Below are 25,407 nucleotides of genomic sequence, written 5' to 3'. Positions count from 1 at the left end.
CGGCTTTTCCGGTTTTGCGTTCGATCCCGGCTGGTCTAATGTCCCGCCCGGTATCAAACCCCTCAGAAGAAAAGCCGGGAGGATTTCTCGTGATCTACGTCGTTGCCACCTTGATCATCAAGCCCGAAACGCGCGCCGAATTCATCGCGGCCGCCACCGCCTGCATCAAGGAGACCCGGAAGGAGCCGGGCAATATCGCCTACGATCTGCACGAGAGCGTGACTGATCCCAGCAAGATGGTGTTCGTCGAGCAGTGGGAGAATGCCGAGGCGCTGGTGCCGCATCGGGGCCAGGAGCATATGAAGACGTTCGGCCGTGTCGCGGTGAAGTGCTTTACCGCGCCACCGAAGATCGAAGTGATCACGCCCGAGAAGGTCGAGACGAGGTAACAGCGCATGATCCGGGCGACGCAGGTTAAGGGACAACACCGCTTCACGGAAACGCCGGCCGATACGGTCGTGCTCGATTTCGACGATCGGCACCGCCGCCGCATGGCGATGACCGGGACGCGAGGACTCGAATTCCTGCTCGACCTGGAGAATGCGGTCGCGCTGCGTGGCGGCGATGCGCTCGTGCTGGAGGACGGTCGGCTGGTCGAAGTGGTGGCGGCGCCCGAGCCGCTGCTCGAGATCCGCGGCCGCGATCCGCACCACCTCGTCCGCGTCGCCTGGCATCTCGGCAACCGGCATCTGCCGACGCAGCTGATGACCAAAGCCTTACGCATTCGCCGCGATCACGTGATCGAGGCGATGGTGAAGGGGCTGGGCGCGAAAGTGGTCGAGATCGAGGCGCCGTTCGATCCCGAAGGCGGCGCTTACGCCGATGCCGGTCATGCGCACGGGCATGATGATCACGCGCACCACGATCACGGTCACCACGACCATGCTCATCACGATCATGGTCATGATCATCACGGCCACGATCATCATCATGATCATGCCGCTCATGAGCACGGGCATGATGACCACCATCACCACGACGAGCATTGCGACCATCCCGACCATCATCACGGCCACAAGCATGCTCATGACCACAAATGAGCCTGACGGTGCCGACGACCTCGCCGAACGCGAGGCAGCGGCGCTGTACCGGCTGATGACCTGGCTATCGCCGGCGTTTCCCGTTGGCGGCTTCTCCTATTCCAGCGGTATCGAATGGGCGGTCGAAGTAGGAGATATCACCGACATTGTGACGCTGGCCGATTGGCTCGACGCGATGCTCGGTGAAGGTTCCGGCTTTTGCGATGCGACTTTCCTGGTGCAGGCCTATCGTGCCGCTGAGGCTGGCGAAGATGCTTCTTTGAGCGACATCGCCGAGCTCGCTGCCGCCTTCGTGCCGTCGCGCGAGCGGCAACTCGAAACCACCTCGCAAGGCCGCGCCTTCATCGATATCTCGCGCGCGGCGTGGAATGCCAAGGGCCTCGATGCCATGGTCGCGGCATGCTGTACGCCAATGGTCTATCCCGTCGCCGTCGGCGTCGTCGCCGCAACGCACGGCGTGCCGCTTGCGCCGACGCTGCACGCCTTCCTGCATGCGCTGGTCTCGAACTGGATTTCCGCGGCAAGCCGACTGATTCCGCTCGGCCAGACCGACAGCCAGCGCGTGCTGGTGAGGCTGGAAACCGCCGTCGCCGCGACCGCGAGTCGGGCGCTGAACGCGACCCTGAATGACCTCGGCAGCGCGACCTTTCGCGCCGATCTCGCCAGCCTGCGGCACGAGACGCAATATACGCGGCTGTTTCGGTCATGAGGACGAGATCCAACCGATCGTCGTCCCGGCGAAGGCCGGGACCCATAACCACAAATGTGCGTGGTTATAGAAGGATGCGCCCACAGCCCATCCCATCAACTGAGTTCGTTGGCTATGGGTCCCGGCCTTCGCCGGGACGACACTAGGAGAAAGTATGTCGAAATCTCACGGCCCTTTGCGTGTCGGCGTCGGCGGTCCCGTCGGGTCGGGCAAGACCGCGCTGATGGACCTGCTCTGCAAGACCATGCGCGAGCGTTACGACATCGCAGCGATCACCAACGACATCTACACCAAATGGGATGCGGAATTCCTTGTGCGCTCGGGCTCGCTGACGCCGGACCGCATCGCCGGCGTCGAGACCGGCGGCTGCCCGCACACCGCGATCCGGGAGGACGCCTCGATGAACCTCGCGGCGGTCGCCGACATGCGCGCGAAATTCCCCGGGCTCGATCTCGTGCTGATCGAATCCGGCGGCGACAATCTCGCTGCCACCTTTTCCCCGGAGCTTGCCGACCTCACCATCTACGTGATCGACGTTGCCGCCGGCGACAAGATCCCGTCCAAGGGCGGCCCGGGCATCACCCGTTCCGACCTTCTGGTCATCAACAAGATCGACCTCGCGCCCCATGTCGGTGCGTCCCTGGAGAAGATGAACACGGATGCCAAACGCATGCGCGGCGAGCGCCCCTTTGTCATGACCAATCTGAAAAAGAGCGACGGGCTCGACCGCATCGTCAGTTTCATCGAGACCAAAGGCGGACTGAAACAAGCGGATTGAAGCGGGCGGGCTGACGGGCCGCGGCGACGTGGCGCAGCCTTTTCCGCCGTTAACGCCTAAGGCAAAGCGGGGCCAACGGAACAAATTTCGGACACGGCGATTACCTACCTCCGGTGCCCGGGGCAAAGCCACAGATGGCCAGACGATCGGCCGGGCGGATTAAGCTTTTTGGGCGACCCAAGTTGCGTACAGATGCCTCCTCCGTCATTATCCCCTGCCACTGGGCTCACCCTGTTTCGGCACATGGCCGTTCGAGCGGCGTTGATATGCTCCGTTTTTATTGCCGACCTCCCGCTTTAGCCTGAGTATTCGCGTGGTCCGGCTGGGTTTCATCATCGGCTTCATCGCACTGCTCGGGGCCTTGCTCTCGGGGCTTGCGGCCTATCGTGTGCACGATCAGGAGCTGGCGCTGGACCGGATCGCGCTGGCGCGCGCGATCGACGTTCATGCGAGCCTCGTCCAGGATCGGTCAACAGAGCGTGAGCTGCTGGCGCGTGTCGCCTCAGGCCTGTTCCGCGCGCCATCGGTGCTGAAGCCCAACATGCTGGAGCCGCTGCGCTCGGCGATCTACGCCTTCAAGACCGACTTCGTGGTGGCTGGCTGGGTGGCCCGGCTTCGGCCAGGCGAGCTCGCCGCGGCGCAGAACGCCATCGCGGCCGCCGGCTTCCCGAAGCCACAGATCCGAGATTACAACGACAAGCCGATCGATCCGGCAAGCCTGACGCAGCCCATCGACGTGCTGATGGATCTGGAGCCGCGCAGCGACGAGACCAAGACGCTGCCAGGCCGCAGCTACGATGACGAGCCGGTTCGCAGTGCGATGCTGACCCGGGCCAGGGTCGAGAAGCGGTCGGTTGCCTCCGACCCGATACCGTTGTTGCGTGGGAACGGGCCGATCGGCGTCATCGTAGCGGCCCCCGTCATTCCCGAAGGCGCAACCGAGCCGGCCGGCTTCATCACGTTTTCCTACGAGCTGGCCTCGCTGATGCTGACCAACGACGATCTGTCGTTGTTCTCGGTCGCGCTCAAGGACCCGCGCAAGGAGAACAGCGAGCTCGTCGCCAACGATCAGGGCGTCGTCTCGACCCGCATGACGACGCCGGACGGTCCGGCGCCGTCGGCGACGCGCACCATCAGCTTCGGTGGCCGCGACTGGCAGCTCGGCTATTACGCCAAGACCAATTCGGCGCGCCGCGCCGAGCAGACCGCGATCATCGTGGCGGCGATCGGCTTCGCCATCACCGCGATGGTGTGCGGCCTGTTTGGTTACGTCGCCTACAACAATCTGCGGCTGAGCCGCGAAATCCAGGTGCGGATCGGCTTCGAACGGCGGCTGACGGCCGTGATCGACGAGCTGAATCATCGCGTGAAGAACATCCTGGCGGTAATCCAGTCGATCGTGACGCGCACGCTGCGCCATGGCTCCGACATCGACGTCGCCCGCGAGCTGCTGATCGGCCGCATCCACGCCATGTCCAACGTGGTCTCGCTGCTCAGCGAGAGCCAATGGCAGGGCGTCAAGCTGAAGGGCCTGTTCGAGGCGCGCGCAATTCCGCACGCTGACCGCATCGCCGTCAGCGGCCCCGATATCGCCGTGAGCGCGCGCGCCGCGCAAAGCCTGTCGCTGCTGTTCTTCGAGCTCGCCTCGCATTCAGATGAAGGCCTGTCGCTGGTCGGCAAGCATCCGCACATTACCGCGAACTGGACCGTGACGGGCGAGGAGCCCGAGACTGTGTTTCATTTCCGCTGGGAGGAGTTCAACACCAGCGAGGCGACGCGTCGCCCGGATTCGGATTTCGGCCTGATCCTGCTCGACCGCGTCGCCCCCGAAGCGCTCGGCGGCAACGCCAAGCGCTATTTCACCGACGTCTCCTATGTCTACGAGCTGACGGCGCCGATGGAGACAGTCGTCGACATGACCGAGCGCGACCGCACGGACAAGATTTCGGCGCCGGTACGACCGACGAAGTCGCCTTGAAGTCGGCATGGCGCTCGCGCTTCAGACAGCGCTCACGCGAGCCGCGATGGCGGTCATTTCGAGTTTGACGTTCGGGCCAAGATCGGCCACGCCGACGGCGGCACGGGCCGGCAAGTGAGCTCCCGCAAAGTGCGCCTTCCAGGCCGCGTTGAACGCAACCTTCTCGCTGAGGTCGGTCATGAAGATGGTCACCTGCAGGACATTGGCCATGTCGGATCCGAGAGTCTCGAGCAGACGCGACAGCTGCCCAAGCACATCATTTGCCTGACCCGACATGTCCTGGCTCGTGTCCTCCGGCACGATTCCGCCGATGTAGAGAACGCCTCCATGCTCGACCACTTCGTGGAGCAACCCTTCGTAGGGCAAGATGCGCTTGATCATGATGAGAACGATGCTCCTGTCGAAATAGGCAGATTGGCCGTATCCTACGCCGGTTTTTAGCCTTTCGGCCGCAGCACCAGATCGACCAGGGACCGCGCATAGGCCGGGGTGATCGGCGCGATACCGAAGACGTAGCGATAGAACAGGCTGCCATAGATGGCGTCGTAGAGATCTTCCGCCGGCGCTTGCGCGAGAATGCTGCCGTCGCGCTGACCGGCCGCGATCATCTCCACCAACGCGTCGCGGCGGAATTGCAGATAGCGGGCATAGAACAGCTCGGCCGAGCCGGTCTTGGAGATGCATTCGGAGATGACGGCAAGCTGCACCTTGCCGAATTCGCCCTGCAAGGCTTCGGCATAGGCCGCGGCATGACGGCGCGCGCGCACGGCAGCCGTGCCCGCGCTCGCCGGCGGCAGTGGCAGCATTTGGGCGGCGTGATGGAGAAAGGCGTCGATCAGCAGCGCCTCCCGCGATGGCCACCATTTGTAGATGGTCATCTTGGAGACGTTGGAGTGGCGTGCCACCGCATCGATCGTGGTCGCGGCAAGGCCGGTCGTGGCCATCAGCGCATAGGCGCTTTCGAGGATGGCGTTGGTGGACTCGATCGAGCGCGGCCGGCCGCGCCGGGGCGCGCCCTCGGCCGCATCGCTCGTGCTTTTCCCCATGACCAAGCCGGTCTCTCCTTGCGCAGAGGCCGCCATTGCCACAGGGCCACCTCATTCCGCATAGCGCAGCGGAGGTCCCTGGCCTAGCAAAATCGCACGATAATTAGGCCCGTTGCCGCAAGGCCGCCGGCTCGTCCTGGCGCTTCGACCAGGAGATATAATACGCCACCGCCGTCATCACGGCGAAGCCGGCCAGGCTCACCCCGATCTGCATCACGACCAGATTGGCGCCAGTGATCAGGACGAGATGGCCGGCGAAAGACAGGAAGACGCCGATGCAGAACACGGCAAGCCACTCCTCGCCGCATTTGATCACCATCTGGAGCGACTTCCATTGCAGCCCCGGATGGTTAGACGGAATGAGATGGGTCGCAAGGAAGGCGAGCGCGAGGAAATGGATGACTCGATACGGCGCGAGATTTTCCTTGTCGGTCGGCGAGATGCCGTTGAGCACGATGTCAGGCAGATAGGTGGACAGAGCAGGCGAATGGCGCATCAAGGTGACGGCCATCGCGAGCACGAGGTAGGCGCCGGCGAGCACACGCAGCCAGGAGATCTTGTGAAGCTTATGGCCTGACGCGCCGGTGACGGCGAACCAGCCGCCCAGCACCATCAGCATCTGCCAGCACAGCGGATTGAATGTCCACTCCAGGTCGGGATAGGCGTGAAACGTCCAGCCGAACCATCGCGCGGCGAGATACAGCGCGATCGAAGCGGCCAGAGTCACGTTCGGACGTCGCAGCAGGCCCCACAAGGCCAAGGGAAAGAACGCCATCAGCGGAATCATCAGCTGCAGAAGGTCGAGATTGAGCGGCTCTTCCTGGAGCACCAATCCCTGGACCAGGATGCGCAGCGGGTGCTCGAGAATCCCCGAGATGTTGTACTCGCTGATGATCTCCGGCGCCATCGATTGCGAGGCGACGTAAGCAATGGTGTCGATGTAGATCACGAACAGGACCACATAGGCGGCATAGAGCCGCCAGACGCGACGAAAGATGCGGGTTGCCGCGACGACATAGCCGCGCTCCAACGCCATCCTGCCGTGGATGATGGCAACGCCATAGCCGACCACGAACACGAACAGGTCGGCGGCGCCGCTGAAGCCGAAATTGCGCAGCGTCAGCAGGTTGACGACATTGTTCGGGATGTGGTCGACGAACACCGACCAGTTGGCAATGCCGAGCGTCAAATAGAGCCTGGCGTCGTGTTGGAATGCGGCGAGGTTCGCCTTGACGGACGGCTTCATTGCTAATTATTTCATTTGGAATCAGGGCGATGCTTTTAACGGCAACGACCTGCCTATCCGAGTAGCGATTACGTGAAGCCACAAGGATTTTTCCACGTCTGATGAAATATTGCGCAGAGGCGGCCCGTCGAGTCGCCGCGAGCCTTCCTGCTCGGTGGACGGCGCAACTTTCTTAGCGCAACGCGATCCTACTCGGCAGGCTCGGCCGGCGCCTCGTCAGGGACGCCGACGCGGCTTGCCATGATTCCAAGCGCAACGCCTCCGATCGCCAGGATCGGCAGCAGCCGTTTGACCCCGATGGCGCGGACGATCTGCAGGCCTGTGGCGATCAGCATGGGATCGGCGAGCATGCTCGGGGCTGCCTTCGCGGCGCGCTCGGCCGCGATACGTGCGCGAGTCCGGATTTCCCGTTTATAGCCCCAATAGCTTCCCGCGGCAGCGAGCGTCAGCAGGAAGAAGATGCCGGCGCCGGCAAGGCAGGCCTGAACCGGGCCGTATTTGTCGAGGACGGAGATGAAGGCCGCGGCGCAGAGGAAGCATGTGGTGATGAACAGCGCGAGCGCCGCACCTGCCGCCAGCGAGGTCAGCCGCACAGTCGTGCCCGTCGATGCGCTGATGCCGTCGATGATGCGCTGAAACACAGCCTTGCTCCTCAGATGCCCACAAGCCAATTCGTGACCCGCCGGTCACGGCAGGAAGACTGTCGTGACCTCACGATCAATCGCGCGCCTCAGCGGCGCCAGGCGAAGCCGATCAGGAAGCCGATGCCGAGCGCGACACCGACGGTCGCCAGCGGCCGCTGCGTGATCGCGTCTTCCAGCGTCTCCTCGATCGAGCCATAGGCATCCTGCGCCGCGTCCATCATCGCGCTGCCGCGCTCCGAGAAATCGTCGAGAGTCGAATCCATGTTGTCGCGCGCCTGTTTGTAGCCGCGCCGGGCCTGCTTGCCCGTGGCGTTGGCGAAGGTGTTAAGGGCGTCGGTGATCTGATCGGTGAGGGCGGCGATATCGCTTTTCACGGCTGCTACATCCTTCTGGAGGCGTTCTGCGTTGGCTTTGTCGGTCCAGTCTCTCGTACCGGTTTCGCCAGTGGTCATTGACATCACAAGCTCCGAACTGTTGGCGGTGACCTGGACGGAAAACGTTCGGTTGTGGCCGAAGTTCCGTCTGCGGAGCCCGTCATTCCTGCGGCAATTGCGGCGAATTCTCCGGCAACAGATGCTCCTTCAGAATCAATCCTACGATCAGCAGCGGAGACGACAGGAACGCGCCCATCGGTCCCCACAGCCAGGTCCAGAACGCCAGCGCGACAAAGACGGCGAGCGCGTTTAACGACAGCCTTCGGCCGATGATGGTCGGCGTGACGAAGTGCCCCTCCAGAAAGGTGACGCCGCCGAAGGCGAGGGCCGCCATCAGGCCGCCGCCGATGGTTGGGAATGCGACCAGCCCGACCACGGCCAGCACGACGAACATGGCGACCGGTCCGATGATTGGAATGAAGTTAAGCGCAGCCGCAAGCCCGCCGAGCCCGGCCGGATTGGGCATGCCGGTGGCCGCACAGACAATGCCTGTGGCGATGCCGACGCCGATATTGATAACCGTGACGGTCAGCAGATAGTTGCCGAGATGAACCTCGATCTCGTTGAGAATCCGCAGCGTCCGCAGCCGCGCGTCGCGGTCGCCAAAATTCATGATCATGGCGCGCCGCAGGTCGCGCCAGCTCGCGATGAACAGGATCAGCGTGGCGAAGAACAGCAGAAATTCAGCGAAGGTCGGCGACACGAATTCCAGCGCGGGCTGCACCCAGTCCACTTTCGGCAGAGGGACACTCGGCAACCCGTCGGACCCGCCGACCATGGTCTGCAGCTCCTTCCACAGCGCGAGCGGTCGGTCGAACACATGCGCCTTCTCCCTCAACTGCGCACCCAGCTCCGGGAGGCGTGAGCTCCACTCCATTGCGGGTACCGCGATCAGTGCAACGACGAAGGCGACCACCGTCGTGACCGCGATCACGATCAGCACCGCTCCAAGCGCGCGCGGCACCCGACGCTTCTCCAGGAAGGTGGCGGCCGGCGACAGCATGGTGCCGGCGACAACGGCCATCACGACCGGGAGGAAGAACGCCTTGGCGAAATAGAGCACGGCGATGACGGCGATCAAAAGCAGGCCGGCAAGCGCAAAGGCGACGAACTCGGTGCGCCTAATCACCGGCGGCAGCTCGACGTGGCTGTCTGGGAGTGGAGAACTCTCGTCGTTGCCGGAGATCAGACGTTCACTGGGAAGGACGCGCACAATTTCTCTCCCCGCACGGAGGTTTCCGGGCGCCCATTGGTCAACGGAGAACGCGTGAGGGGTGTCGGGGTTCCATCGCGGCTTCGTGAAGCCGTGCTCGCTTGACTGTGACACAGCTGCCGCAAACGGCGGCGGAACTTGAGTCGGCGCTGCCGCGTTTACAAGCCAGCAGCATCACCCAGATGCGCACATCCAACGGGGCAGCACATGACAAAGTTCTCCGTCGTCCGTCGCAGCTTCTCGCCGCGCGCCGTCACCGCTTGTGCCTTTGCGACAGCTTTGCTGACAGTGCCGTTCGCGGCTCAGGCGCAGACATTCGGCTATGCGCCAATGCAGCTGCAGGCCTATCCGCAGGACCAGACGTATTCGCAGGGCTATGCCAACGTGGCACCCGAGGCCACCGACGAAGACGCGGTGCTGCCAGATCGGTTGCGCCGGCAGATCGTGAGCTTTGACCGCAATGAGCCCGCCGGCACCATCGTGATCGATACCGCCAACACCTACCTCTACTACGTGCTGGGTAACGGGCGCGCGATGCGTTACGGCGTCGGCGTTGGCCGTGAGGGCTTCACCTGGTCGGGCGTGCAGAGCATCAGCCGCAAGGCGGAATGGCCGGATTGGCATCCGCCGGCAGAGATGATTGCGCGCCAGCCTTATCTGCCGCGCTTCGTCGCCGGCGGCCCCGGCAATCCGCTTGGTGCGCGCGCGATGTATCTCGGCTCCAGCGAATACCGCATTCATGGCACCAACGATCCCACCACGATCGGCAAATTCGTCTCGTCCGGCTGCATCCGCCTCACCAACGAGGACGTCACCGACCTGTTCAGCCGCGTCAATGTCGGCGCCAAGGTCGTGGTGCTGCCGAAGAATGCGCCGCTGATGGCGCGCGGCGGCGATCCCGTCCGCAAGCGGCCGGCGGCAACGACGCTGCCGTCCGGACGCCAGGCGCTCAACGTCCCAGCGTCGTCGGTGGACTAAGCGTTTGAGTGAGGTCAAATGATGAGACGTTCGATCAGCAAGCTCGCTGGCGGAGCGGCCGCGTTCGTCGCGGTTGCCTCCCTCAGCCTTGCGCTCGCGCCTGCAGTGCATGCGGAGGACTTCTTCTCGGCGCTGTTCGGCGGCTTCCGCATGCGGCCGCCGCCGGAGGTTCGCGTGCCGTTCCCGAACGACGACATGCCGCGCTACGATGCGCCGCGCCAGCGCGCATCCTACGGCGGCGGAACGGCCTACTGCGTGCGTGGTTGCGACGGCCGCTATTTCCCCGCGCAAGGTGCGGATGCCGAAAGCAAGGCGCAATCCTGCAAGAGCTTTTGCCCGGCTTCAGAGACGTCGCTGGTCTATGGGAGCAACATCGACGACGCCACCACGGACAAGGGCAAATCCTATTCCGATCTGCCCAACGCTTTCCGCTATCGCAACGAGATTGTCGCGGGCTGTACCTGTAACGGCAAGGACCCCGTCGGGCTTGCGCAGGTCAAGATCGAGGACGACCCGACCTTGCGCAAGGGCGACATCGTAGCGGGTAGCGACGGCCTCGTCGTCGCCAATCGCAACGCCAACGATCGTCGCGGCGTCGCGATGAACTTCTCGCCACTGCCGGAGTCCATGCGCGCGAAGTTCCGCCAGGTGCCGGTGATCGCGAAGGAGTAAGGCAGGCCTACGCCGCGCGGATCTTGCCAAGGAAATCGGAGACGTCGTGGCCGAGCTGATTGCTCTGGGCTTCGAGCATCTCGGAGGCACTCTTCACATTGTCGGCCGCCGCGGCTGCGGCATCCGCATCGGCCTTCACGCCGGTGATGTTGTCGGAGACGTTCCGGGTGCCCTGCGCCGCATATTGCGTGCTGCGTGTGATTTCCTGCGTGGCCGCACCCTGCTCCTGCACGGCCGCGGCGATCGCGGTCGCGACCTCGTTGACCTCGCCGATGATGCCGCCGATCGTCTGGATGGCGTGGATGGCATCGCCTGCGACCTTCTGGATGTCGGCGATCTGTTCGGAAATCTCTTCGGTCGCCCTCGCGGTCTGGCTCGCCAGCGACTTCACCTCCGAGGCGACCACGGCAAAGCCGCGGCCCGCTTCGCCGGCGCGTGCGGCCTCGATGGTGGCGTTGAGCGCGAGCAGATTGGTCTGCGCGGCGATGGTGTTGATCAGGCCGACGACCTCGCCGATGCGCCCGGCCGACTTTTGCAGGCCCTGCACCGTGCCGTCGGTCTCGCGCGCCTGCGTGACGGCGCGGCCGGCGATGCCGGCAGCATGCGCGGCCTGCTGACTGATATCGTTGATCGAGGCCGAGAGCTCTTCTGCTGCCGCGGCGACGCTGTCGACGCTCATCGAGGCGTCGCTGGAAGCCTTGCCGGCAATTTGCACGCGGTCGTTGGTCTGGCGCGACACGGCGGAGAGATCGCCCGAGGTCTTGCGCATCTGCCCGGAGGCATCGTTCAGTTCACCCAGCGTCTTGCGTACCGCGCCTTCGAACTCCCCGACATAGGCCTCCACGGCGCGCTGGCGGGCGGCGGCGCCCGCATTGCGCTCGCGCTCGTGCTCCTCGATCCTGAGCTTGTCGCTGGCCTGCTGCTTGAAAGTCTCAAGCGCGCCGGCGAGCGCACCGATCTCGTCGTTGCGATCGAGATAGCCGCTGTCGACGGCGAGATCGCCACCGGCGACCTTGAGCATGGCATCGCGGATGGTGTTGAGCGGATTGATCACGCGGCGGCTGATCAGCACGTTTGCGCCGACGGCGAGGCCGATGGCGAGCGCCAGCAGCACCAACTGCACGGTCAGCGCACGCTGCGCGGCAGCGCGCTGTTCCAGTGTATGGCTCTTGGCGGCATCGAGAGCGGTCTCGGCTACGGCCACAGCGGCGGACAGGCGGCCCACCGTGACGGGGGTCCATTGGTTGGCGGTCATCTCGGCCTTTTCACCATTGGCGAGCGCGCCCACCAGACGATCGCGAAGGGCCAGATATTGCGGATCGAAATAGGCGCTCTGGACCGCGGTCAGAGCGGATGACAGCGCCTGTGGCAGCTGCATCCCCAAGGTCGACAATTCCACCGCCTTCCACGCTGCGGCCGTTCCGCCGACGAACTGGGTATAGGCGAGGCGCGCCTCCGGTGCGATACGGCCGGCGCTGAGCCCGGTCGAGACGATCAGCGAGGCTTCGCCGCCGGTGTTGCGGAGCAGCCAGGCATTCTGCTTGATCGAGAGCAACTGATCGATTGCAGCGTCCTGATGATTGACGGCGGCGGCCAGCGTGTTCGAGAGCTTGTCGAGCGTGTCGAGCAGCCCCTGCGTCGTCTCCATATATTCCTTCGGCAGGCCTGAGCGGCGCTGCTCCTTCGGCTTGGCGACGTCCTCCCAGAACTGCTTCTGCTCATCGGTCAGCAGCTTGTAGAGACGGGCGAGTTCCGGCACCATCGTCCCAGATTGCGGGAAGTCCATCGCGGGCAGTAGCTCGAGTGCATGCGCCATGGCGGGCATCTCGGCGTCCCGGATCGCGCGCAGATATTTCTCGATCTCGGCATCCACAGGCCCGGTCGAGTTGAGGAGCCGGTTGGTGGTCGAGCGGTCGGTGCGCAGATTATGCATCGCCTTGAACAAATCGGCGGAGGCGTCGGCGATCTGCGAAATGCGGTTGGCGGTCCTGAGGCGGTCCCATGAGTCCCAGGCGGTGAGCGACAGCGCAATCACCACAGAGATCGACGTGATCGCGATCACGGCCTTCAGCAGCGCGGACACGGTCAGACGATTGAGCATCGAGGTCCCCCAATTCCCATTTCAAGGTTCGGTAGCGATGCCCCGGCAAAATCAAGAACGATGGGGCATGACAGGATCGGCAATCACATACCGTTCGCGGCGCGGAGCGGACGGTTTCGGCATCTGAAACGAAAAGGGTAAAGTTTTAGGCAGGTCGTCTGCCGGTAGAATTACGCATTTACCAGAAGTTGCAATGGGTTGCCTGCATGGAACCAGCGCGCGAGACAGGCGTTAGGACCTCGTTAGCAATTTGCCTGAAGGGGGCCCTGCGATGCTGGTCGGCGTACTCGTCACCTTTCTCGTCGTCATTCTCGTGCTCTATCTCATCAACATGCTGCCGATGGACGGGCGCGCCAAACAGATCGCGCGCGTCATCGTCATCATCATCGGCATCGTCTCGCTGCTGAAATACCTCGCAGTGTTTTAGCGGGGCTACGGATGCCCAACAAAAAAGCCCCGGTTCACACCGGGGCTTTGATGTTCGCGTAAGCCGACGTATCAGCCCAGCGCCTTCGCCTCGCGACGGCGCGCGGTGAGGATGTATTCGGTGTAGCCGTTCGGCTGCTCGCGGCCCTTGAAGATCAGGTCGCAGGCGGCCTTGAAGGCTGTGCCGTCGAACGCGGGCGCCATCGGCTTGTAGATCGCATCGCCCGCGTTCTGCTTGTCGACGACGACGGCCATGCGCTTGAGCGATTCCATCACCTGCGCTTCGGTTATGACGCCCTGGTGCAGCCAGTTGGCGAGATGTTGGCTCGAGATGCGCAAGGTCGCGCGGTCTTCCATCAGGCCGACATCGTGGATGTCAGGCACCTTGGAGCAGCCGACGCCCTGGTCGATCCAGCGCACGACATAGCCGAGAATACCCTGACAGTTGTTGTCGATCTCCTGCTTGACGTCGTCAGGCGCCCAGTTCGACTTCGACACCGGAATGGTGAGAATGTCGGAGAGCTTGGCGCGCGGGCCGCCCTTGGTCAGCTCCTGCTGACGCGCGATGACGTTGACCTGGTGGTAGTGCAGGGCGTGCAGCGTGGCTGCGGTTGGCGATGGCACCCACGCCGTGGTGGCGCCGGCCTGCGGGTGCGCGAGCTTCTGCTGCAGCATGTCGGCCATCTTGTCGGGCGCCGCCCACATGCCCTTGCCGATCTGGGCGTGGCCGGGCAGGCCATCGATCAGGCCCATGTCGACGTTCCAGTCCTCATAGGCCTTGATCCAGGCCTGCGCCTTCATCTCGTTCTTGCGGATCATCGGGCCCGCTTCCATCGAGGTGTGGATCTCGTCGCCGGTGCGGTCGAGGAAGCCGGTGTTGATGAACATGATGCGCTTGGAGGCGCGCTGGATGCAGGCCTTGAGGTTGACGGTGGTGCGCCGCTCCTCGTCCATGATGCCGACCTTGAGCGTGTTTTCAGGCAAGCCCAGCATCTTCTCGACGCGGTCGAAGATCTCGCAAGTGAACGAGACCTCGTCCGGGCCGTGCATCTTCGGCTTGACGATATAGGCAGAGCCGGTGCGGCTGTTCTTGACCTTGGAGTTGCCTTTCAAGTCATGAATGGCAAGAAGCCCGGAGACGGCGGCATCGAGCAGGCCTTCGGGCACTTCCTCGCCCTTCTCGTCCAGCACCGCGTCGGTGAACATGTGGTGACCGCAATTGCGCATCAACAGAAGGCTGCGGCCGTGCAGCTTCACTTCGCCCTTGCCGTCCGGTGTCTTGTAGCTGCGGTCGGCATTGAGCGAACGCGTCAGCGTCTTGCCGCCCTTCTCGAGGTCGGCGGACAGCGTGCCGTTCATCAGGCCGAGCGTGTTGCGGTAGACCAGCACCTTATCTTCGGCGTCGACCGCGGCGACCGAATCTTCCATGTCGAGAATGGTGGAGACTGCGGCCTCCATCATCATGTCGGCGACGCCGGCCGGATCGTCCTTGCCGATCGCGCTGCCACGATTGATCGCCACCTCGACATGCAGGCCGTTATTGACGAGCAGCACGGCTGATGGTGCCGCCGCATCGCCCTGGAAGCCGGCAAATTGCGCGGCGTTCTTCAGCGCGGTGGCGTTACCGCTCTTCAGCTTCACCGCGAGCTGGCCGGCGACCACGCTGTAGGCGGTGACGTCGGTGTGGCTGCCGGTTGCCAGCGGCACGGCGGTATCGAGGAACGCCTTGGCCTTGGCGATCACCTTGTCGCCGCGCGCCTTGTTGTAACCCTTGCCGCTTTCGGAGGGGTCATGCGGAATCGCGTCGGTGCCGTAGAAGGCGTCATAGAGCGAGCCCCAGCGCGCATTCGCCGCGTTCAGTGCGTAGCGCGCGTTGGTGAGCGGTACGACCAGCTGCGGGCCGCAGATCTTGCCGATTTCCTCGTCGACATTGGCGGTCTCGACCTTCTGCGTCGCCGGCTCCGGGACGAGATAGCCGATCTCCTTCAGGAAGGCGGTGTAGGCGTCGAGGTCGAACGCCTTGCCCTTGTGGGCCCGGTGCCAGTCGTCGATCTTGGCCTGGAGCTGATCACGGAAGGTGAGCAGCGAGCGGTTCTTCGGCCCCAACTCCTTGATGATGGCGGCAACCCCTGCCCAGAACGCATCCGGCGCGATCCCCGTTTTGGGGGCGGCTTCCTTGGCGATGAAATCGAAAAGGACGGGGGCGATCTTCAATCCGTGGGCGTCGACGCGTTTCATGATGGTCTTTCTTGTTGGAAATGGCTGTTTTTGGCTGCTTTTGACCCGGCAGCAGCAAAATGCGCCCACGCGGGGGCGGCTTTCGGGACCTATTAGCCTCAAAATCGGGGCGGTGAGAAGACCCCCAGGGATCTGTCAAAATGTCAAGGAGATGTAGGGGCGACGCGCGCCCCCGTCATTCCCCGCGAAAGCGGGGAATCCAGTACGCCGCGGCTTCTCCGTATCCCAACGCTGTCTCTGGGATACTGGGTCGCCCGGTCAAGCCGGGCGACGACAGCGGGGCCAGGGCGGCCTCAAATATTCGCGGCGAGGTCCACGAGCTCGTCGAACAGCACGCCGGTCGCCTTCAGCATCTGCTCGATCTCATCCGCCGCATCGGCAACCGTCCGTGTCGACGTGTCGATCACGAGTTCAGCCGCCTGCGGAGCCTCATAGTCGTTGCCGATGCCGGTGAACGAGGCCAGTGAGCCCGCGCGGGCCTTCTTGTAGTGGCCCTTGGGATCGCGCTCCTCGCACACCCCGGCCGGCGTCGCGACATGGATCTCGCGGAACGTGGTGTCGGCGATGCGGCGTGCGGTGGCGCGGTCCTCGCGCGACGGGGAGACCGCCGCGACGATCGCGATATGGCCATTACGCGCAAGATGCGTCGCAACTTCGGCGAGGCGACGGATGTTCTCGCTGCGGTCGGCGGCGGAGAAGCCGAGATCGCTGTTGAGCCCGGCGCGCAGCGTGTCACCGTCGAGCAGGATCGGCGAGCCGCCATTGGCGAAGAGACGCCGCTCCAGTGCCTTCGCCAGCGTCGACTTGCCGGAGGCCGGCAGGCCGGTGAGCCAGACCACGGCGCCGTTGTGGCGATAGCGCGCGGAGCGCTCATCCAGGCGCAGCGCCGATTCCACCGGAACGATGTCGACAGGCACGGCACGCTGGCCGGCATCGACCGACAGCACGAGACCGCCGCCGGCAATACGCCCGGCGACCTCGATCACAAGGCGGCCGGTGCGCGGGTTCTCGGTGTAGGGATCGGTTGCGATCGGATTGGACAGGGAGATGTCGATCTCGCCGACATGGTTGCGGCCGATCGCCTTGTTCTCGCTGCTCGAGAGCTCGCCGGGATCGACTGCCTTTTCGATGGCAACGACGGTGGCGCGGCTTTCCTTCGGTCCGCAGCGGACCAGCAACTGATCGCCCTTGGCGAGCGGCTTATCGTGCAGCCAGAAGATGCGCGCGCGCAGCCGCCGCGTCTCGCGCGGGGCGGTGCTCGCATGCGCGATGATGTCGCCGCGCTCGATGAACAATTCGCGGTCGAGCGTGATGCCGACCGAGCGGCCCGCGCCCTGGCGCGTTGCGACCGGCGTCAGCGGCCAGCTCTCGACCGACTTGATCTTGGCGATCTTGCCCGCGGGCATGATGACGATCTCGTCGCCGGCAATCAGGCTGCCGGATTCGATACGGCCGGCGACGATGCGGCGATCGTCGAACTTGTAGATCGCCTGCACCGGCAGGCGCAGTGCCAGCGCTTCCAACGGCCGCGCCGGCTCGAGCCGGTCCAGCGCCTCGACCACGGTCGGACCCTTGTACCAGCCAATGCGGGCGGTGCGCTCGGCAACGCCGTCGCCATCGCGCGCGGAGATCGGGATCACGGCGGTCGGCGTCACGCCGAGGCCGTTGAGATGCGCCGAGATCTCGTCGCTGATTTCCTTGAAGCGATCGGCGCTGAAATCCACCCGATCCATCTTGTTGACGACGACAGCGACCTGCTTCACGCCGAGCAGATGCAGGAGATAGCCGTGACGGCGGGTCTGGTCGCGCACGCCTTCCAGCGCGTCGATGATCAGCACCGCGCCGTCGGCCTGCGAGGCGCCGGTGATCATGTTGCGCAGGAACTCGGCGTGGCCGGGCGCGTCGATCAGCACGATGTCGCGCGAATTGGTGCGGAAGCGGATCTGCGTGGTGTCGATGGTGATGCCCTGGTCGCGTTCGGTCTGGAGCGCGTCGAGCAGGAACGACCATTCGAACGGCATGCCGCGCCGCGCGCTGACGGCCTTCAGCATCTCGAGCTTGCCGTCGGGCAGGCTGCCGGTCTCATGCAGAAGACGGCCGACCAGCGTCGACTTGCCGTGGTCGACATGGCCGACGATGACGATGCGAACTTGCGGACGCGTGGTGCCGTTCGGCGTGGCGGGCGAAGTGGGGGTGACGAGCATGTTCATGACCGCGATGCGTCCTTGAATCAGAGGTAGCCGGCGACGCGCAGGCGCTCGAAAGCGTCCTCGGTCTCGTGGTCGAGCGCGCGGCCGGCACGCTCCGGCACCTTGGTCTGCTCGAGCTCGGCCAGGATCTCGTCGATGTTCGACGCGTTTGAAGCGACCGGATTGGTGATGTCCTGATCGCCCAGCGAGCGATAGCGCTTGCCGTCCTTGGCGAGATAGAGCGGGATGATCGGGATGTTCTCGCGCTTGGTGTAGGCCCAGATGTCGGCCTCGGTCCAATGCAGGATCGGATGGATGCGCAAATGCGCGCCTTGCGGCGGCGATGCGTTGAAATGATCCCAGAACTCCGGCGGCTGGTCACGCACGTCCCAATTGCCTTCGAGACCGCGCGGCGAGAACACGCGCTCCTTGGCGCGGGTGGCTTCCTCGTCGCGACGAATGCCGGCAATCAGGCCGTCAAAGCCGTATTTGGCCAGCGCCATCTTGAGACCTTCGGTCTTGCGCGCGGCGGAACGGGCGGCCGGCGGCAGCGTTGGGTCGACGGCATCGATGGGCGGGCAGGGCTCGACGCGCAGATCGAGCTCCCACTCTTTGCCATAGTGATCGCGGAAGCGATACATCTCAGGAAACTTCTTGCCGGTGTCGACATGGAGGGCCGGGAACGGCACGCGGCCGAAGAAGGCCTTGCGCGCCAGCCAGATCATCACGTTGGAATCCTTGCCGAGCGACCACAGCAGGGCGATCTTCTTCAGACGCGCAAACGCCTCGCGGAAAATGTAGATGCTCTGGGCCTCGAGCTGGTCGAGATGGTCCATGCTTGGCGCAACATCAGCGGAAAATTCTTGCGAGCCCGAGCGTCCAACGGGGGCCTGGCTGCTCACGCCGGCAACTGCGGAATCGTCCTTGAGAAGATGCATCTCTGCCACTTTGCGTTTGGAGGCTAAAATTCTATAGTTGCACTGCAGGAGAGAAGAAAAAATTTTCTCTTTGCGCGCTCGAAACGACACATATATAGAAAATAATTCCAGTCAACCCCGGATGTGGGGGAAGCGAGTATCGCATGCGGTTCTTGCCGGTGTTTCTCGATCTCAAGGCCGGTCCGGTGGTCCTCATCGGCGCGGGTGAGCTTTTGCGCGCAAAATTGCGCGTGCTCGCCGCTGCCGGTGCGCGCGTTCGCGTGCATGCGATCGATGGCAATCAGGACCTGGGTCTGAACTCCGACGACACCGCGCGTATCGAGATCGCGACGGATGATCCGCTCACATCGGATCTTGCTGGCGTCATCGCGATCGTCTGCGCCGGCGCGGGTGATGTCGGCGTGGCGATGTCGGCGCGGGCAAAATCGCTCGGCCTGCCCGTCAATGTCATGGACGATCTCGATCATTCCAGCTTCATCTTCCCGGCGATCGTCGATCGCGGCGATGTCGTGGTCGCCGTCGGCACCGGCGGCACTTCGCCGGTGGTGGCGCGGCGGGTGCGCGAGAAGATCGAGGCACTGCTGCCGGCCCGCATCGGCGAGCTTGCCGAGTTCATCGGCGGCTTCCGCAAGTCCATCAACGAGCGCATTGCCGAGTTTTCATTGCGTAGGCGCTTCTGGGAGCGGGTGATCGATGGCCCGATCGGCGCTGCCGTGCTGGCTGGCCGCAAAGCCGATGCGCGCGCGGCGTTGAATGCTATTTCCGATCCGTCCGATTTCGCGCGTGCTGACAAGCCGCAAGGCTCGGTTGCGCTGGTCGGCGCCGGCCCCGGCGACCCGGACTTGCTCACCATCAAGGCGCTGCGCGCGCTGCAGGACGCCGACATCGTCTTCCATGACGAACTCGTCTCGAGCGAAATTCTCGATCGCATCCGTCGCGATACAACGCGCGTTCCGGTCGGCCGCCGTGTCGGCAAGCCCGGCATCGGACAGGACGCCATCAACACGCGAATGATCGAAGCTGCGCAAGCTGGTCAACGCGTGGTGCGGCTGAAGGGTGGCGATCCCTTCGTGTTCGGCCGCGGCGGCGAAGAGGTGGAAGCCCTGCGCGCCGCCGGCGTTGCCTATTCGATCATTCCCGGCATCACCGCCGGGCTTGGCGGAGCCGCCGATTTCGAAGTGCCGCTCACTTACCGTCACGAAGCCACCCGCATCACCTTCCTCACCGCGCACAAGGCCCGCGATGCAGAGACCGTCGACTGGTCGACGCTGACCGACACCAAAATGACCGTTGTTGTTTACATGGGCATGACCGCGGCCCCCGCCGTGCGCGCGGGCCTGTTCGCCGCCGGCCGCTCGCCGGAGACGCCGGTCGGCGTGTTCGCCCGCGTCACGCGGCCCGATGCCCAAGGCGCGATCGGCATGCTGCGCGACTTGCCCGAGCTCGTGCGGCAGACCAATGGTTGTCCCGCCATTCTCATCATCGGCGACGTGGTCCGGCATGCCGGCTCGCTTCGTCGTCAAACTCCCAAGAAAAACTCAGCTCAAATCATCTCTGACCTATTGGATGCAGCCGAATGACCTCCCCGCTTGAACAGAAGAAGATCAAAATCGCCGGCCCCTCGGTCGTCACCGCCAACCGCACCTGGGACGGAATCGTTGTGTACCGCACCGCCGCCAAGAGCTGGTCCGCGGACCTCTCGGAGGCTGCGATCGTGCGCAACTCCGACGAAGCCAAGGCGTTGCTTGCAGAATCGGTCGCCGATGACGTCGGCGCGATCGGTCCCTATATCGCTCCGGTGCAGGTCGGCGCGGACGGCAAGATCGAACCCGGCAATCTGCGCGAACAGATCCGCCGCACCGGCGTGACCATCGGTCAGTCGGCCCAGGCTTAAGGCATTCGCTGATGTACGCTTACGACGAAATCGACCGCACGCTCGTCAACGAGCGCGTCTCGGAGTTCCGCGACCAGGTGAAGCGCCGCCTCTCGGGCGAGCTCACCGAGGACGAGTTCAAGATCCTGCGCCTCCAGAACGGCGTCTATCTGCAATTGCACGCCTACATGTTCCGCGTCGCGATCCCGTACGGGACGCTGGCGACGGACCAGCTGCGGGCGCTGGCTCATGTCGCGCGCAAATATGACCGCGGCTATGGCCATTTCACGACGCGGCAGAACATCCAGTTCAACTGGATCAAGCTCGCCGAGCTGCCTGACGCGCTGGAAGATCTCGCCAAGGTCGGCATCCACGCGATGCAGACCTCCGGCAACAACATGCGCAATGTCACCTCGGACCAGTGGGCCGGTGTCGCACCCGGCGAGATCGAGGATCCGCGCATCTGGTCGGAGCTGATCCGCCAGCACACCACGCTGCATCCGGAATTCTCGTTCCTGCCGCGCAAGTTCAAGATCGCGATCACCGCGTCGGACCACGATCGCGCCGCGATCAAGATCCACGACATCGGGCTGAAGCTGATCAAGAACGAGAAGGGCGAGACCGGCTTCGAGGTGCTCGTCGGCGGCGGCCTCGGCCGCACGCCGTTCATCGGCAAGACCATCAAGCATTTCGTGCATGGCCGCGATATCCTCAGTTATATCGAGGCGATCCTGCGCGTCTACAACCAGTACGGCCGCCGCGACAACATCTACAAGGCCCGCATCAAGATCCTGGTGCACGAGCTCGGCATCGAGAAATTCTCGCGCGAGGTCGAGGAGGAGTGGCAGCACATCCGCAACTCCTCGCTCCAGATCGACGACGAGGTGATCGAGGACATCCGCTCGCGCTTCACCTATCCCGCTTACGAAAAGCTGCCGCACATGCCGGACGAGCTGCGTCAGGCCGCGGCGGACGCCGACTTCGAGGCGTGGCGCAAGAACTCGGTCGCGCCGCACAAGGTGCAGGGCTATTCCATCGTCACCATCTCGCTGAAGCCGATCGGCAAGCCCCCGGGCGACGCCACGGCCGAGCAGATGGATGCGCTGGCCGATCTCGCCGACAAATATTCCTTCGGCGAGATCCGCGTCGGCCACGAACAGAATTTGGCGCTGCCGCACGTCGCCAAGCGCGATTTGCCGGCGCTGTGGAAGGCGCTCGACAAGCTCGGGCTGGCGACGCCGAACGTCAACCTGATCACCGATATCATCGCCTGCCCGGGTCTGGACTATTGCTCGCTGGCCAATGCGCGCTCGATTCCGATCGCGCAGGAGCTGACGCGGCGCTTCGCCAACCACGAGCTCGCCAATCTGATTGGCCGGCTGCACATCAACATCTCCGGCTGCATCAACGCCTGCGGCCATCACCATGTCGGCCATATCGGCATTCTCGGCGTCGAGAAGAACGGCGAGGAGGTTTACCAGATCACCATCGGCGGCCGGGCCGACGAGGGCGCGGCGCTGGGCAATCTGATCGGCCCCGGCGTCAAGTTCGACGAGGTCGCCGACGTCATCGAAGACGTTGTCGAAGCCTATCTTGCGCTGCGCGAGCGGCCCGAAGAGCTGTTCATCGACACGGTGAAGCGGCTCGGCGTCGAACCCTTCAAGGAGCGCGTCTATGCCACTCGTTAATGGCGGAAAAATCGCCGACGACCGTTTCGTCAAGCTGGCCGTCGACACGCCGTTGCCCGAGAGCGGCGACATCCTGGTGCCGGCCGAGCGTTTCATCGCCGAGGCGGATGCGTTGCTGAAGCGCGCCGGCAGGGTCGGCGTGATCTGGCCGAACAACCGCGACATCGACGAGCTCGTGCCGTATCTCGGCAAGATCGCCGCCGTTGCCCTGGTGTTCCCGACCTTTCGTGACGGGCGCGCCTACAGCCAGGCCCGGCTGCTGCGCGAGCGTTACAATTATCGCGGGGAGCTGCGTGCTACGGGGCAGATCCTGCGCGACCAGTTCGTGTTCATGCTGCGCGCCGGCTTCGATTCCTTCGAGGTCAAGAAGCAGGCCGATGCGGAAGCCTTCATGCAGACCGCAAAACGCTATTCCGTGTTCTACCAGCCGACCGGCGATGGCCGTATCACGGCCCTGCACCGGCGCATGCAGCTGCGTCACTCCGAGGGTGTCGGCACGTGAACGCCATCGCACCTCAAGTCTCGTCCGTTTCCACGCTACCTTCAGCGGCGGAGCTCGATCGTGCCTTGCGCGACGCCTCGCCTGCGGAGGTCGTCGCGGCCGCGCTGAAAGCGGTCGGCCGTGAGAAGCTCGCGCTGGTGTCGTCCTTCGGTACGGAATCAGCAACGCTGCTGAAGGTGATGGCGGACGTCGACCCGGCGATCCCCGTGATCTTTCTTGATACCGGCTGGCTGTTCGAGGAGACGCTGGCCTATCGCGATACGCTGATCGAAACGCTGGGTTTGAAGGACGTCCGTTCGATCAAGCCTGCCGAGGAGACGCTGACGCGCGAAGATCCGGACCGCGACCTCTGGTTCTCCGATCCCGACGCCTGCTGCCGCATCCGCAAAGTCGAGCCGCTCGCGCGTGCACTCAGGCCGTTCTCGGCCTGGCTCAACGGTCGCAAGCGTTTCCAGGGCAATACGCGCGCCGATATTCCGGTCGTCGAGGACGATGGCGCGCGGTTGAAGTTCAACCCGTTCTCCAATGTCTCGCGCGAGGAACTCGAGGCGATTTTCGTCCGCGCCAAATTGCCGCGTCACCCGCTTGCGGCATCGGGTTTTCGCTCGGTTGGGTGTATGCCTTGCACGAGCAGAACCGCCGAGGGCGAGGATGAGCGCGCGGGTCGCTGGCGCGGCCGCGCCAAGACAGAATGCGGCATCCACACGACGAAGACTTCGTAGCACAGTCGCGCTGCGGGCTTGCGAACAAGAAAATCCGCTTCCGTTGACTTGAGAGCGTTTCGCCACGAGTTTCGCCTGCATGCCTTCGCTGACATCGACGTCATCGAAGTGAATGGAGATGGACATGGTGCGTCGTATCGTTCCGCTCGCTGCAGGACTGCTTTGGGCAAGCTCGGCTCTCGCCGCTGACATCAATCTTCTGAACGTGTCGTACGATCCGACGCGCGAGCTCTATGTCGAGTTCAACAAGGCGTTCGCGAGCGCCTATCAGAAGGAGACCGGCAAGAGCGTCGAGATCAAGCAGTCGCATGGCGGCAGCGGATCGCAGGCGAGGGCGGTGATCGACGGCTTGCAGGCCGATGTGGTGACCCTCGCGCTCGCCTATGACATCGATGCCATCGCCGGCAAGGGCCTCATCGCGGCCGACTGGCAGCAGCGCCTGCCGCAGAATTCATCGCCCTACACCTCGACCATCGTGTTCCTGGTACGCAAGGGCAATCCCAAGGGCATCAGGGACTGGGACGATCTGATCAAGCCAGGGGTCGCCGTAATCACGCCGAACCCGAAGACCTCGGGCGGGGCCCGCTGGAATTATCTTGCCGCCTGGGGCTTTGCGCAGAAGAAATACGGCTCCGCCGACAAGGCCAAGGATTTCATCGGAAAGCTCTATCAGCAGGTGCCGGTGCTCGACACCGGCGCGCGCGGCGCGACTGTGACCTTTGTCGAGCGCGGCGTCGGCGACGTGCTGCTGGCCTGGGAGAACGAGGCGTATCTCGCGCTGAAGGAGTTCGGCCCGGAAAAATTCGAGATCGTGGCGCCGCCGCAATCGATCCTTGCCGAGCCGCCGGTCGCCATCGTCGACAAGGTCGCCGCCAAGAAGGGCAGCCGCAACGTCGCCGATGCCTATCTGCAATATTGGTACACGAAGGAAGGGCAGGAGATCGCCGCGCGCAACTTCTATCGTCCGCGCGATGCCGAGATCGCCAAGAAATATGAAAATTCCTTCGCCAAGGTCGAGCTCTTCACGATCGACGACGTATTCGGTGGTTGGAGCAAGGCCCAGAAGGACCATTTTGCCGACGGCGGTATCTTTGACCAGATCTACAAGAACTGATCTGACGCCGCTTGAGAGGCTTTAGCGGGGGGCCCAGGTGAGCGCAATCGCAGCACGACGCCGAACATTGCCGGGCTTCGGTCTCACGATGGGACTGACGCTGACCTGGCTGTCCGTCATCATCCTGATTCCGCTTGCCGGCCTGTTTTTGAAGTCAACCGAGCTCAGTCCCGACCAGTTCTGGGCCATCCTCTCCAGTCGCCGTACGTTGAACGCGCTCCGCATCTCCTTCGGGCTCGCGTTCGCGGCCGCCTGCGTCAATCTCGTGATGGGCGGCATCATCGTCTGGGCGCTGGTGCGCTACCGCTTCCCCGGCCGGCGGCTATTCGATGCGATCGTCGACGTACCCTTCGCGCTGCCGACGGCGGTCGCCGGCGTCGCATTGACCTCGCTGTTCGCCGAGAGGGGCTGGCTGGGGGTGCCGCTCGCCGCGCTCGGCATCAAGGTGGCGTTCACGCCGCTCGGCATCTTCGTCGCCATGATCTTCATCGGCATTCCGTTTGTGGTGCGTACCGTGCAGCCGGTGCTCCAGGATCTCGACCCCGAGATCGAGGAGGCCGCCGGCAGCCTGGGCGCGAGCCGCTGGCAGACCATTATCCGCGTGATCCTGCCCTCGCTCGCGCCGGCGCTGCTCACGGGGCTCGCGCTCGCCTTCGCGCGCGCGGTCGGCGAATACGGGTCGGTGATCTTCATCGCCGGCAACCTGCCCAACGTCTCCGAGATCGCGCCGCTGCTGATCGTGATCCGTCTCTCCGAATTCCGCTACGCCGATGCAACCGCGATTGCGGTGGTCATGCTCGTCGTTTCCTTCGTCATCATCTTCGCGGTCAACCGGTTGCAGCGCTGGGCGCAGCACCGGGAAGGAGAGCGATGAGGGT

At 64.0% G+C, this 25,407-nt stretch carries 25 protein-coding genes; 15 read left to right on the top strand and 10 right to left on the bottom strand.

Going from position 1 to position 25,407, the window contains the following annotated elements; all coding sequences use genetic code 11:
* Positions 1–89 precede the first annotated feature (89 nt).
* The 5 genes from XI06_RS41255 (at position 90) to XI06_RS41235 (ending at position 4,505) form a co-directional block, all read left to right on the top strand.
* Positions 90–389, top strand: a complete 300-nt coding sequence (locus tag XI06_RS41255) for a putative quinol monooxygenase (protein WP_271607903.1) — start codon at positions 90–92, stop codon at positions 387–389.
* Between the two features lie 6 nt (positions 390–395).
* On the top strand, positions 396–1,040 hold the full coding sequence (locus XI06_RS41250; RefSeq protein WP_237863090.1) for an urease accessory protein UreE: 645 nt from the start codon (positions 396–398) through the stop codon (positions 1,038–1,040).
* Entirely contained in the window at positions 1,021–1,749 is a 729-nt protein-coding gene (locus tag XI06_RS41245; protein ID WP_271608082.1) for an urease accessory protein UreF, read from the top strand. Before XI06_RS41250 ends, XI06_RS41245 begins: the two co-directional genes overlap by 20 nt.
* A 154-nt stretch (positions 1,750–1,903) precedes the next feature.
* Positions 1,904–2,527: an urease accessory protein UreG gene (ureG, locus tag XI06_RS41240; protein WP_237863089.1), complete on the top strand. Its 624-nt coding sequence runs from the start codon at positions 1,904–1,906 to the stop codon at positions 2,525–2,527.
* Positions 2,528–2,840: 313 nt separating this feature from the next.
* Positions 2,841–4,505, top strand: coding sequence for a CHASE domain-containing protein (locus XI06_RS41235; RefSeq protein ID WP_237890286.1), 1,665 nt, complete (start codon positions 2,841–2,843; stop codon positions 4,503–4,505).
* Between the two features lie 21 nt (positions 4,506–4,526).
* Here the strand turns inward: XI06_RS41235 and XI06_RS41230 are convergent, their stop codons facing one another.
* From XI06_RS41230 to XI06_RS41205, 6 genes are all read right to left on the bottom strand, one after another.
* Positions 4,527–4,886, bottom strand: coding sequence for a RidA family protein (locus tag XI06_RS41230; protein ID WP_237863087.1), 360 nt, complete (start codon positions 4,884–4,886; stop codon positions 4,527–4,529).
* 56 nt (positions 4,887–4,942) lie between these two features.
* Positions 4,943–5,551 (bottom strand): TetR/AcrR family transcriptional regulator, encoded by a 609-nt coding sequence (locus tag XI06_RS41225; protein WP_237871642.1) that lies wholly within the window; start codon positions 5,549–5,551, stop codon positions 4,943–4,945.
* Positions 5,552–5,654: 103 nt separating this feature from the next.
* Positions 5,655–6,797 (bottom strand): OpgC domain-containing protein, encoded by a 1,143-nt coding sequence (locus XI06_RS41220; RefSeq protein WP_271607902.1) that lies wholly within the window; start codon positions 6,795–6,797, stop codon positions 5,655–5,657.
* A 188-nt stretch (positions 6,798–6,985) separates the two neighbouring features.
* Positions 6,986–7,438 carry a hypothetical protein gene (locus tag XI06_RS41215; protein ID WP_237871641.1) on the bottom strand — a complete coding sequence of 151 codons (453 nt, stop codon included), beginning with the start codon at positions 7,436–7,438 and terminating at the stop codon, positions 6,986–6,988.
* 89 nt (positions 7,439–7,527) lie between these two features.
* Positions 7,528–7,899, bottom strand: coding sequence for a DUF883 family protein (locus XI06_RS41210; protein WP_271607901.1), 372 nt, complete (start codon positions 7,897–7,899; stop codon positions 7,528–7,530).
* A 76-nt stretch (positions 7,900–7,975) separates the two neighbouring features.
* Entirely contained in the window at positions 7,976–9,088 is a 1,113-nt protein-coding gene (locus tag XI06_RS41205; RefSeq protein ID WP_237863082.1) for an AI-2E family transporter, read from the bottom strand.
* A 207-nt stretch (positions 9,089–9,295) separates the two neighbouring features.
* Between XI06_RS41205 and XI06_RS41200 the strand changes: the two genes are divergently transcribed.
* Both XI06_RS41200 and XI06_RS41195 read left to right on the top strand, forming a co-directional pair.
* Positions 9,296–10,066, top strand: a complete 771-nt coding sequence (locus XI06_RS41200) for a L,D-transpeptidase (protein ID WP_237863081.1) — start codon at positions 9,296–9,298, stop codon at positions 10,064–10,066.
* An 18-nt stretch (positions 10,067–10,084) separates the two neighbouring features.
* Positions 10,085–10,738, top strand: a complete 654-nt coding sequence (locus XI06_RS41195) for a DUF2865 domain-containing protein (protein WP_237863080.1) — start codon at positions 10,085–10,087, stop codon at positions 10,736–10,738.
* 7 nt (positions 10,739–10,745) lie between these two features.
* Here XI06_RS41195 and XI06_RS41190 read toward each other — a convergent pair whose 3' ends face one another.
* On the bottom strand, positions 10,746–12,839 hold the full coding sequence (locus XI06_RS41190; RefSeq protein WP_237863079.1) for a methyl-accepting chemotaxis protein: 2,094 nt from the start codon (positions 12,837–12,839) through the stop codon (positions 10,746–10,748).
* 271 nt (positions 12,840–13,110) lie between these two features.
* Between XI06_RS41190 and XI06_RS41185 the strand changes: the two genes are divergently transcribed.
* On the top strand, positions 13,111–13,266 hold the full coding sequence (locus XI06_RS41185; RefSeq protein WP_008546817.1) for a Thivi_2564 family membrane protein: 156 nt from the start codon (positions 13,111–13,113) through the stop codon (positions 13,264–13,266).
* Positions 13,267–13,337: 71 nt separating this feature from the next.
* Here XI06_RS41185 and XI06_RS41180 read toward each other — a convergent pair whose 3' ends face one another.
* The 3 genes from XI06_RS41180 to cysD all read right to left on the bottom strand — a co-directional run bounded on the left by XI06_RS41180 (position 13,338) and on the right by cysD (position 18,528).
* A complete protein-coding gene (locus XI06_RS41180; RefSeq protein WP_271607900.1) occupies positions 13,338–15,503 on the bottom strand; it encodes a malate synthase G in 2,166 nt (721 codons plus the stop codon).
* Between the two features lie 293 nt (positions 15,504–15,796).
* Complete coding sequence (cysC, locus tag XI06_RS41175) at positions 15,797–17,713, bottom strand: adenylyl-sulfate kinase (protein ID WP_271607899.1); 1,917 nt, start codon at positions 17,711–17,713, stop codon at positions 15,797–15,799.
* A 20-nt stretch (positions 17,714–17,733) separates the two neighbouring features.
* A complete protein-coding gene (gene cysD, locus XI06_RS41170) occupies positions 17,734–18,528 on the bottom strand; it encodes a sulfate adenylyltransferase subunit CysD (protein ID WP_237863351.1) in 795 nt (264 codons plus the stop codon).
* A 245-nt stretch (positions 18,529–18,773) separates the two neighbouring features.
* Here cysD and cysG point away from each other — a divergent pair, with 245 nt between their 5' ends.
* The 7 genes from cysG to cysT all read left to right on the top strand — a co-directional run bounded on the left by cysG (position 18,774) and on the right by cysT (position 25,403).
* Positions 18,774–20,210 carry a siroheme synthase CysG gene (cysG, locus tag XI06_RS41165; protein WP_271607898.1) on the top strand — a complete coding sequence of 479 codons (1,437 nt, stop codon included), beginning with the start codon at positions 18,774–18,776 and terminating at the stop codon, positions 20,208–20,210.
* Positions 20,207–20,524 carry a DUF2849 domain-containing protein gene (locus XI06_RS41160; RefSeq protein WP_140481233.1) on the top strand — a complete coding sequence of 106 codons (318 nt, stop codon included), beginning with the start codon at positions 20,207–20,209 and terminating at the stop codon, positions 20,522–20,524. Before cysG ends, XI06_RS41160 begins: the two co-directional genes overlap by 4 nt.
* An 11-nt stretch (positions 20,525–20,535) precedes the next feature.
* On the top strand, positions 20,536–22,191 hold the full coding sequence (locus XI06_RS41155) for a nitrite/sulfite reductase (RefSeq protein ID WP_271607897.1): 1,656 nt from the start codon (positions 20,536–20,538) through the stop codon (positions 22,189–22,191).
* Positions 22,178–22,693, top strand: a complete 516-nt coding sequence (locus XI06_RS41150; protein ID WP_237863074.1) for a DUF934 domain-containing protein — start codon at positions 22,178–22,180, stop codon at positions 22,691–22,693. Before XI06_RS41155 ends, XI06_RS41150 begins: the two co-directional genes overlap by 14 nt.
* Positions 22,690–23,415, top strand: a complete 726-nt coding sequence (locus XI06_RS41145) for a phosphoadenylyl-sulfate reductase (protein ID WP_271607896.1) — start codon at positions 22,690–22,692, stop codon at positions 23,413–23,415. Before XI06_RS41150 ends, XI06_RS41145 begins: the two co-directional genes overlap by 4 nt.
* Before the next feature lie 112 nt (positions 23,416–23,527).
* Entirely contained in the window at positions 23,528–24,529 is a 1,002-nt protein-coding gene (locus XI06_RS41140) for a sulfate ABC transporter substrate-binding protein (protein WP_442869496.1), read from the top strand.
* Positions 24,530–24,566: 37 nt separating this feature from the next.
* On the top strand, positions 24,567–25,403 hold the full coding sequence (gene cysT, locus XI06_RS41135) for a sulfate ABC transporter permease subunit CysT (protein WP_271607894.1): 837 nt from the start codon (positions 24,567–24,569) through the stop codon (positions 25,401–25,403).
* Positions 25,404–25,407: the final 4 nt, after the last annotated feature.

This window comes from Bradyrhizobium sp. CCBAU 11434, assembly GCF_028128895.1.
GTDB classification, from domain to species: Bacteria; Pseudomonadota; Alphaproteobacteria; order Rhizobiales; family Xanthobacteraceae; genus Bradyrhizobium; species Bradyrhizobium zhengyangense.
This window is presented reverse-complemented; position numbering and strand designations above follow the sequence as displayed.

Excerpts from the sequence above, each read along its gene's own strand:
- XI06_RS41200 (WP_237863081.1), top strand. The coding sequence starts at position 9,296 with ATGACAAAGTTCTCCGTCGTCCGTCGCAGCTTCTCGCCGCGCGCCGTC.
- XI06_RS41155 (WP_271607897.1), top strand. The coding sequence starts at position 20,536 with ATGTACGCTTACGACGAAATCGACCGCACGCTCGTCAACGAGCGCGTC.
- XI06_RS41180 (WP_271607900.1), bottom strand. The coding sequence starts at position 15,503 with ATGAAACGCGTCGACGCCCACGGATTGAAGATCGCCCCCGTCCTTTTC.
- ureG (WP_237863089.1), top strand. The coding sequence starts at position 1,904 with ATGTCGAAATCTCACGGCCCTTTGCGTGTCGGCGTCGGCGGTCCCGTC.
- cysC (WP_271607899.1), bottom strand. The coding sequence starts at position 17,713 with ATGAACATGCTCGTCACCCCCACTTCGCCCGCCACGCCGAACGGCACC.
- XI06_RS41195 (WP_237863080.1), top strand. The coding sequence starts at position 10,085 with ATGATGAGACGTTCGATCAGCAAGCTCGCTGGCGGAGCGGCCGCGTTC.
- XI06_RS41140 (WP_442869496.1), top strand. The coding sequence starts at position 23,528 with ATGGAGATGGACATGGTGCGTCGTATCGTTCCGCTCGCTGCAGGACTG.
- XI06_RS41245 (WP_271608082.1), top strand. The coding sequence starts at position 1,021 with ATGCTCATGACCACAAATGAGCCTGACGGTGCCGACGACCTCGCCGAA.
- XI06_RS41220 (WP_271607902.1), bottom strand. The coding sequence starts at position 6,797 with ATGAAGCCGTCCGTCAAGGCGAACCTCGCCGCATTCCAACACGACGCC.
- XI06_RS41150 (WP_237863074.1), top strand. The coding sequence starts at position 22,178 with ATGCCACTCGTTAATGGCGGAAAAATCGCCGACGACCGTTTCGTCAAG.
- XI06_RS41230 (WP_237863087.1), bottom strand. The coding sequence starts at position 4,886 with ATGATCAAGCGCATCTTGCCCTACGAAGGGTTGCTCCACGAAGTGGTC.
- XI06_RS41185 (WP_008546817.1), top strand. The coding sequence starts at position 13,111 with ATGCTGGTCGGCGTACTCGTCACCTTTCTCGTCGTCATTCTCGTGCTC.
- XI06_RS41250 (WP_237863090.1), top strand. The coding sequence starts at position 396 with ATGATCCGGGCGACGCAGGTTAAGGGACAACACCGCTTCACGGAAACG.
- XI06_RS41160 (WP_140481233.1), top strand. The coding sequence starts at position 20,207 with ATGACCTCCCCGCTTGAACAGAAGAAGATCAAAATCGCCGGCCCCTCG.
- XI06_RS41190 (WP_237863079.1), bottom strand. The coding sequence starts at position 12,839 with ATGCTCAATCGTCTGACCGTGTCCGCGCTGCTGAAGGCCGTGATCGCG.
- XI06_RS41225 (WP_237871642.1), bottom strand. The coding sequence starts at position 5,551 with ATGGGGAAAAGCACGAGCGATGCGGCCGAGGGCGCGCCCCGGCGCGGC.
- XI06_RS41210 (WP_271607901.1), bottom strand. The coding sequence starts at position 7,899 with ATGTCAATGACCACTGGCGAAACCGGTACGAGAGACTGGACCGACAAA.
- cysG (WP_271607898.1), top strand. The coding sequence starts at position 18,774 with ATGCGGTTCTTGCCGGTGTTTCTCGATCTCAAGGCCGGTCCGGTGGTC.
- cysD (WP_237863351.1), bottom strand. The coding sequence starts at position 18,528 with ATGGACCATCTCGACCAGCTCGAGGCCCAGAGCATCTACATTTTCCGC.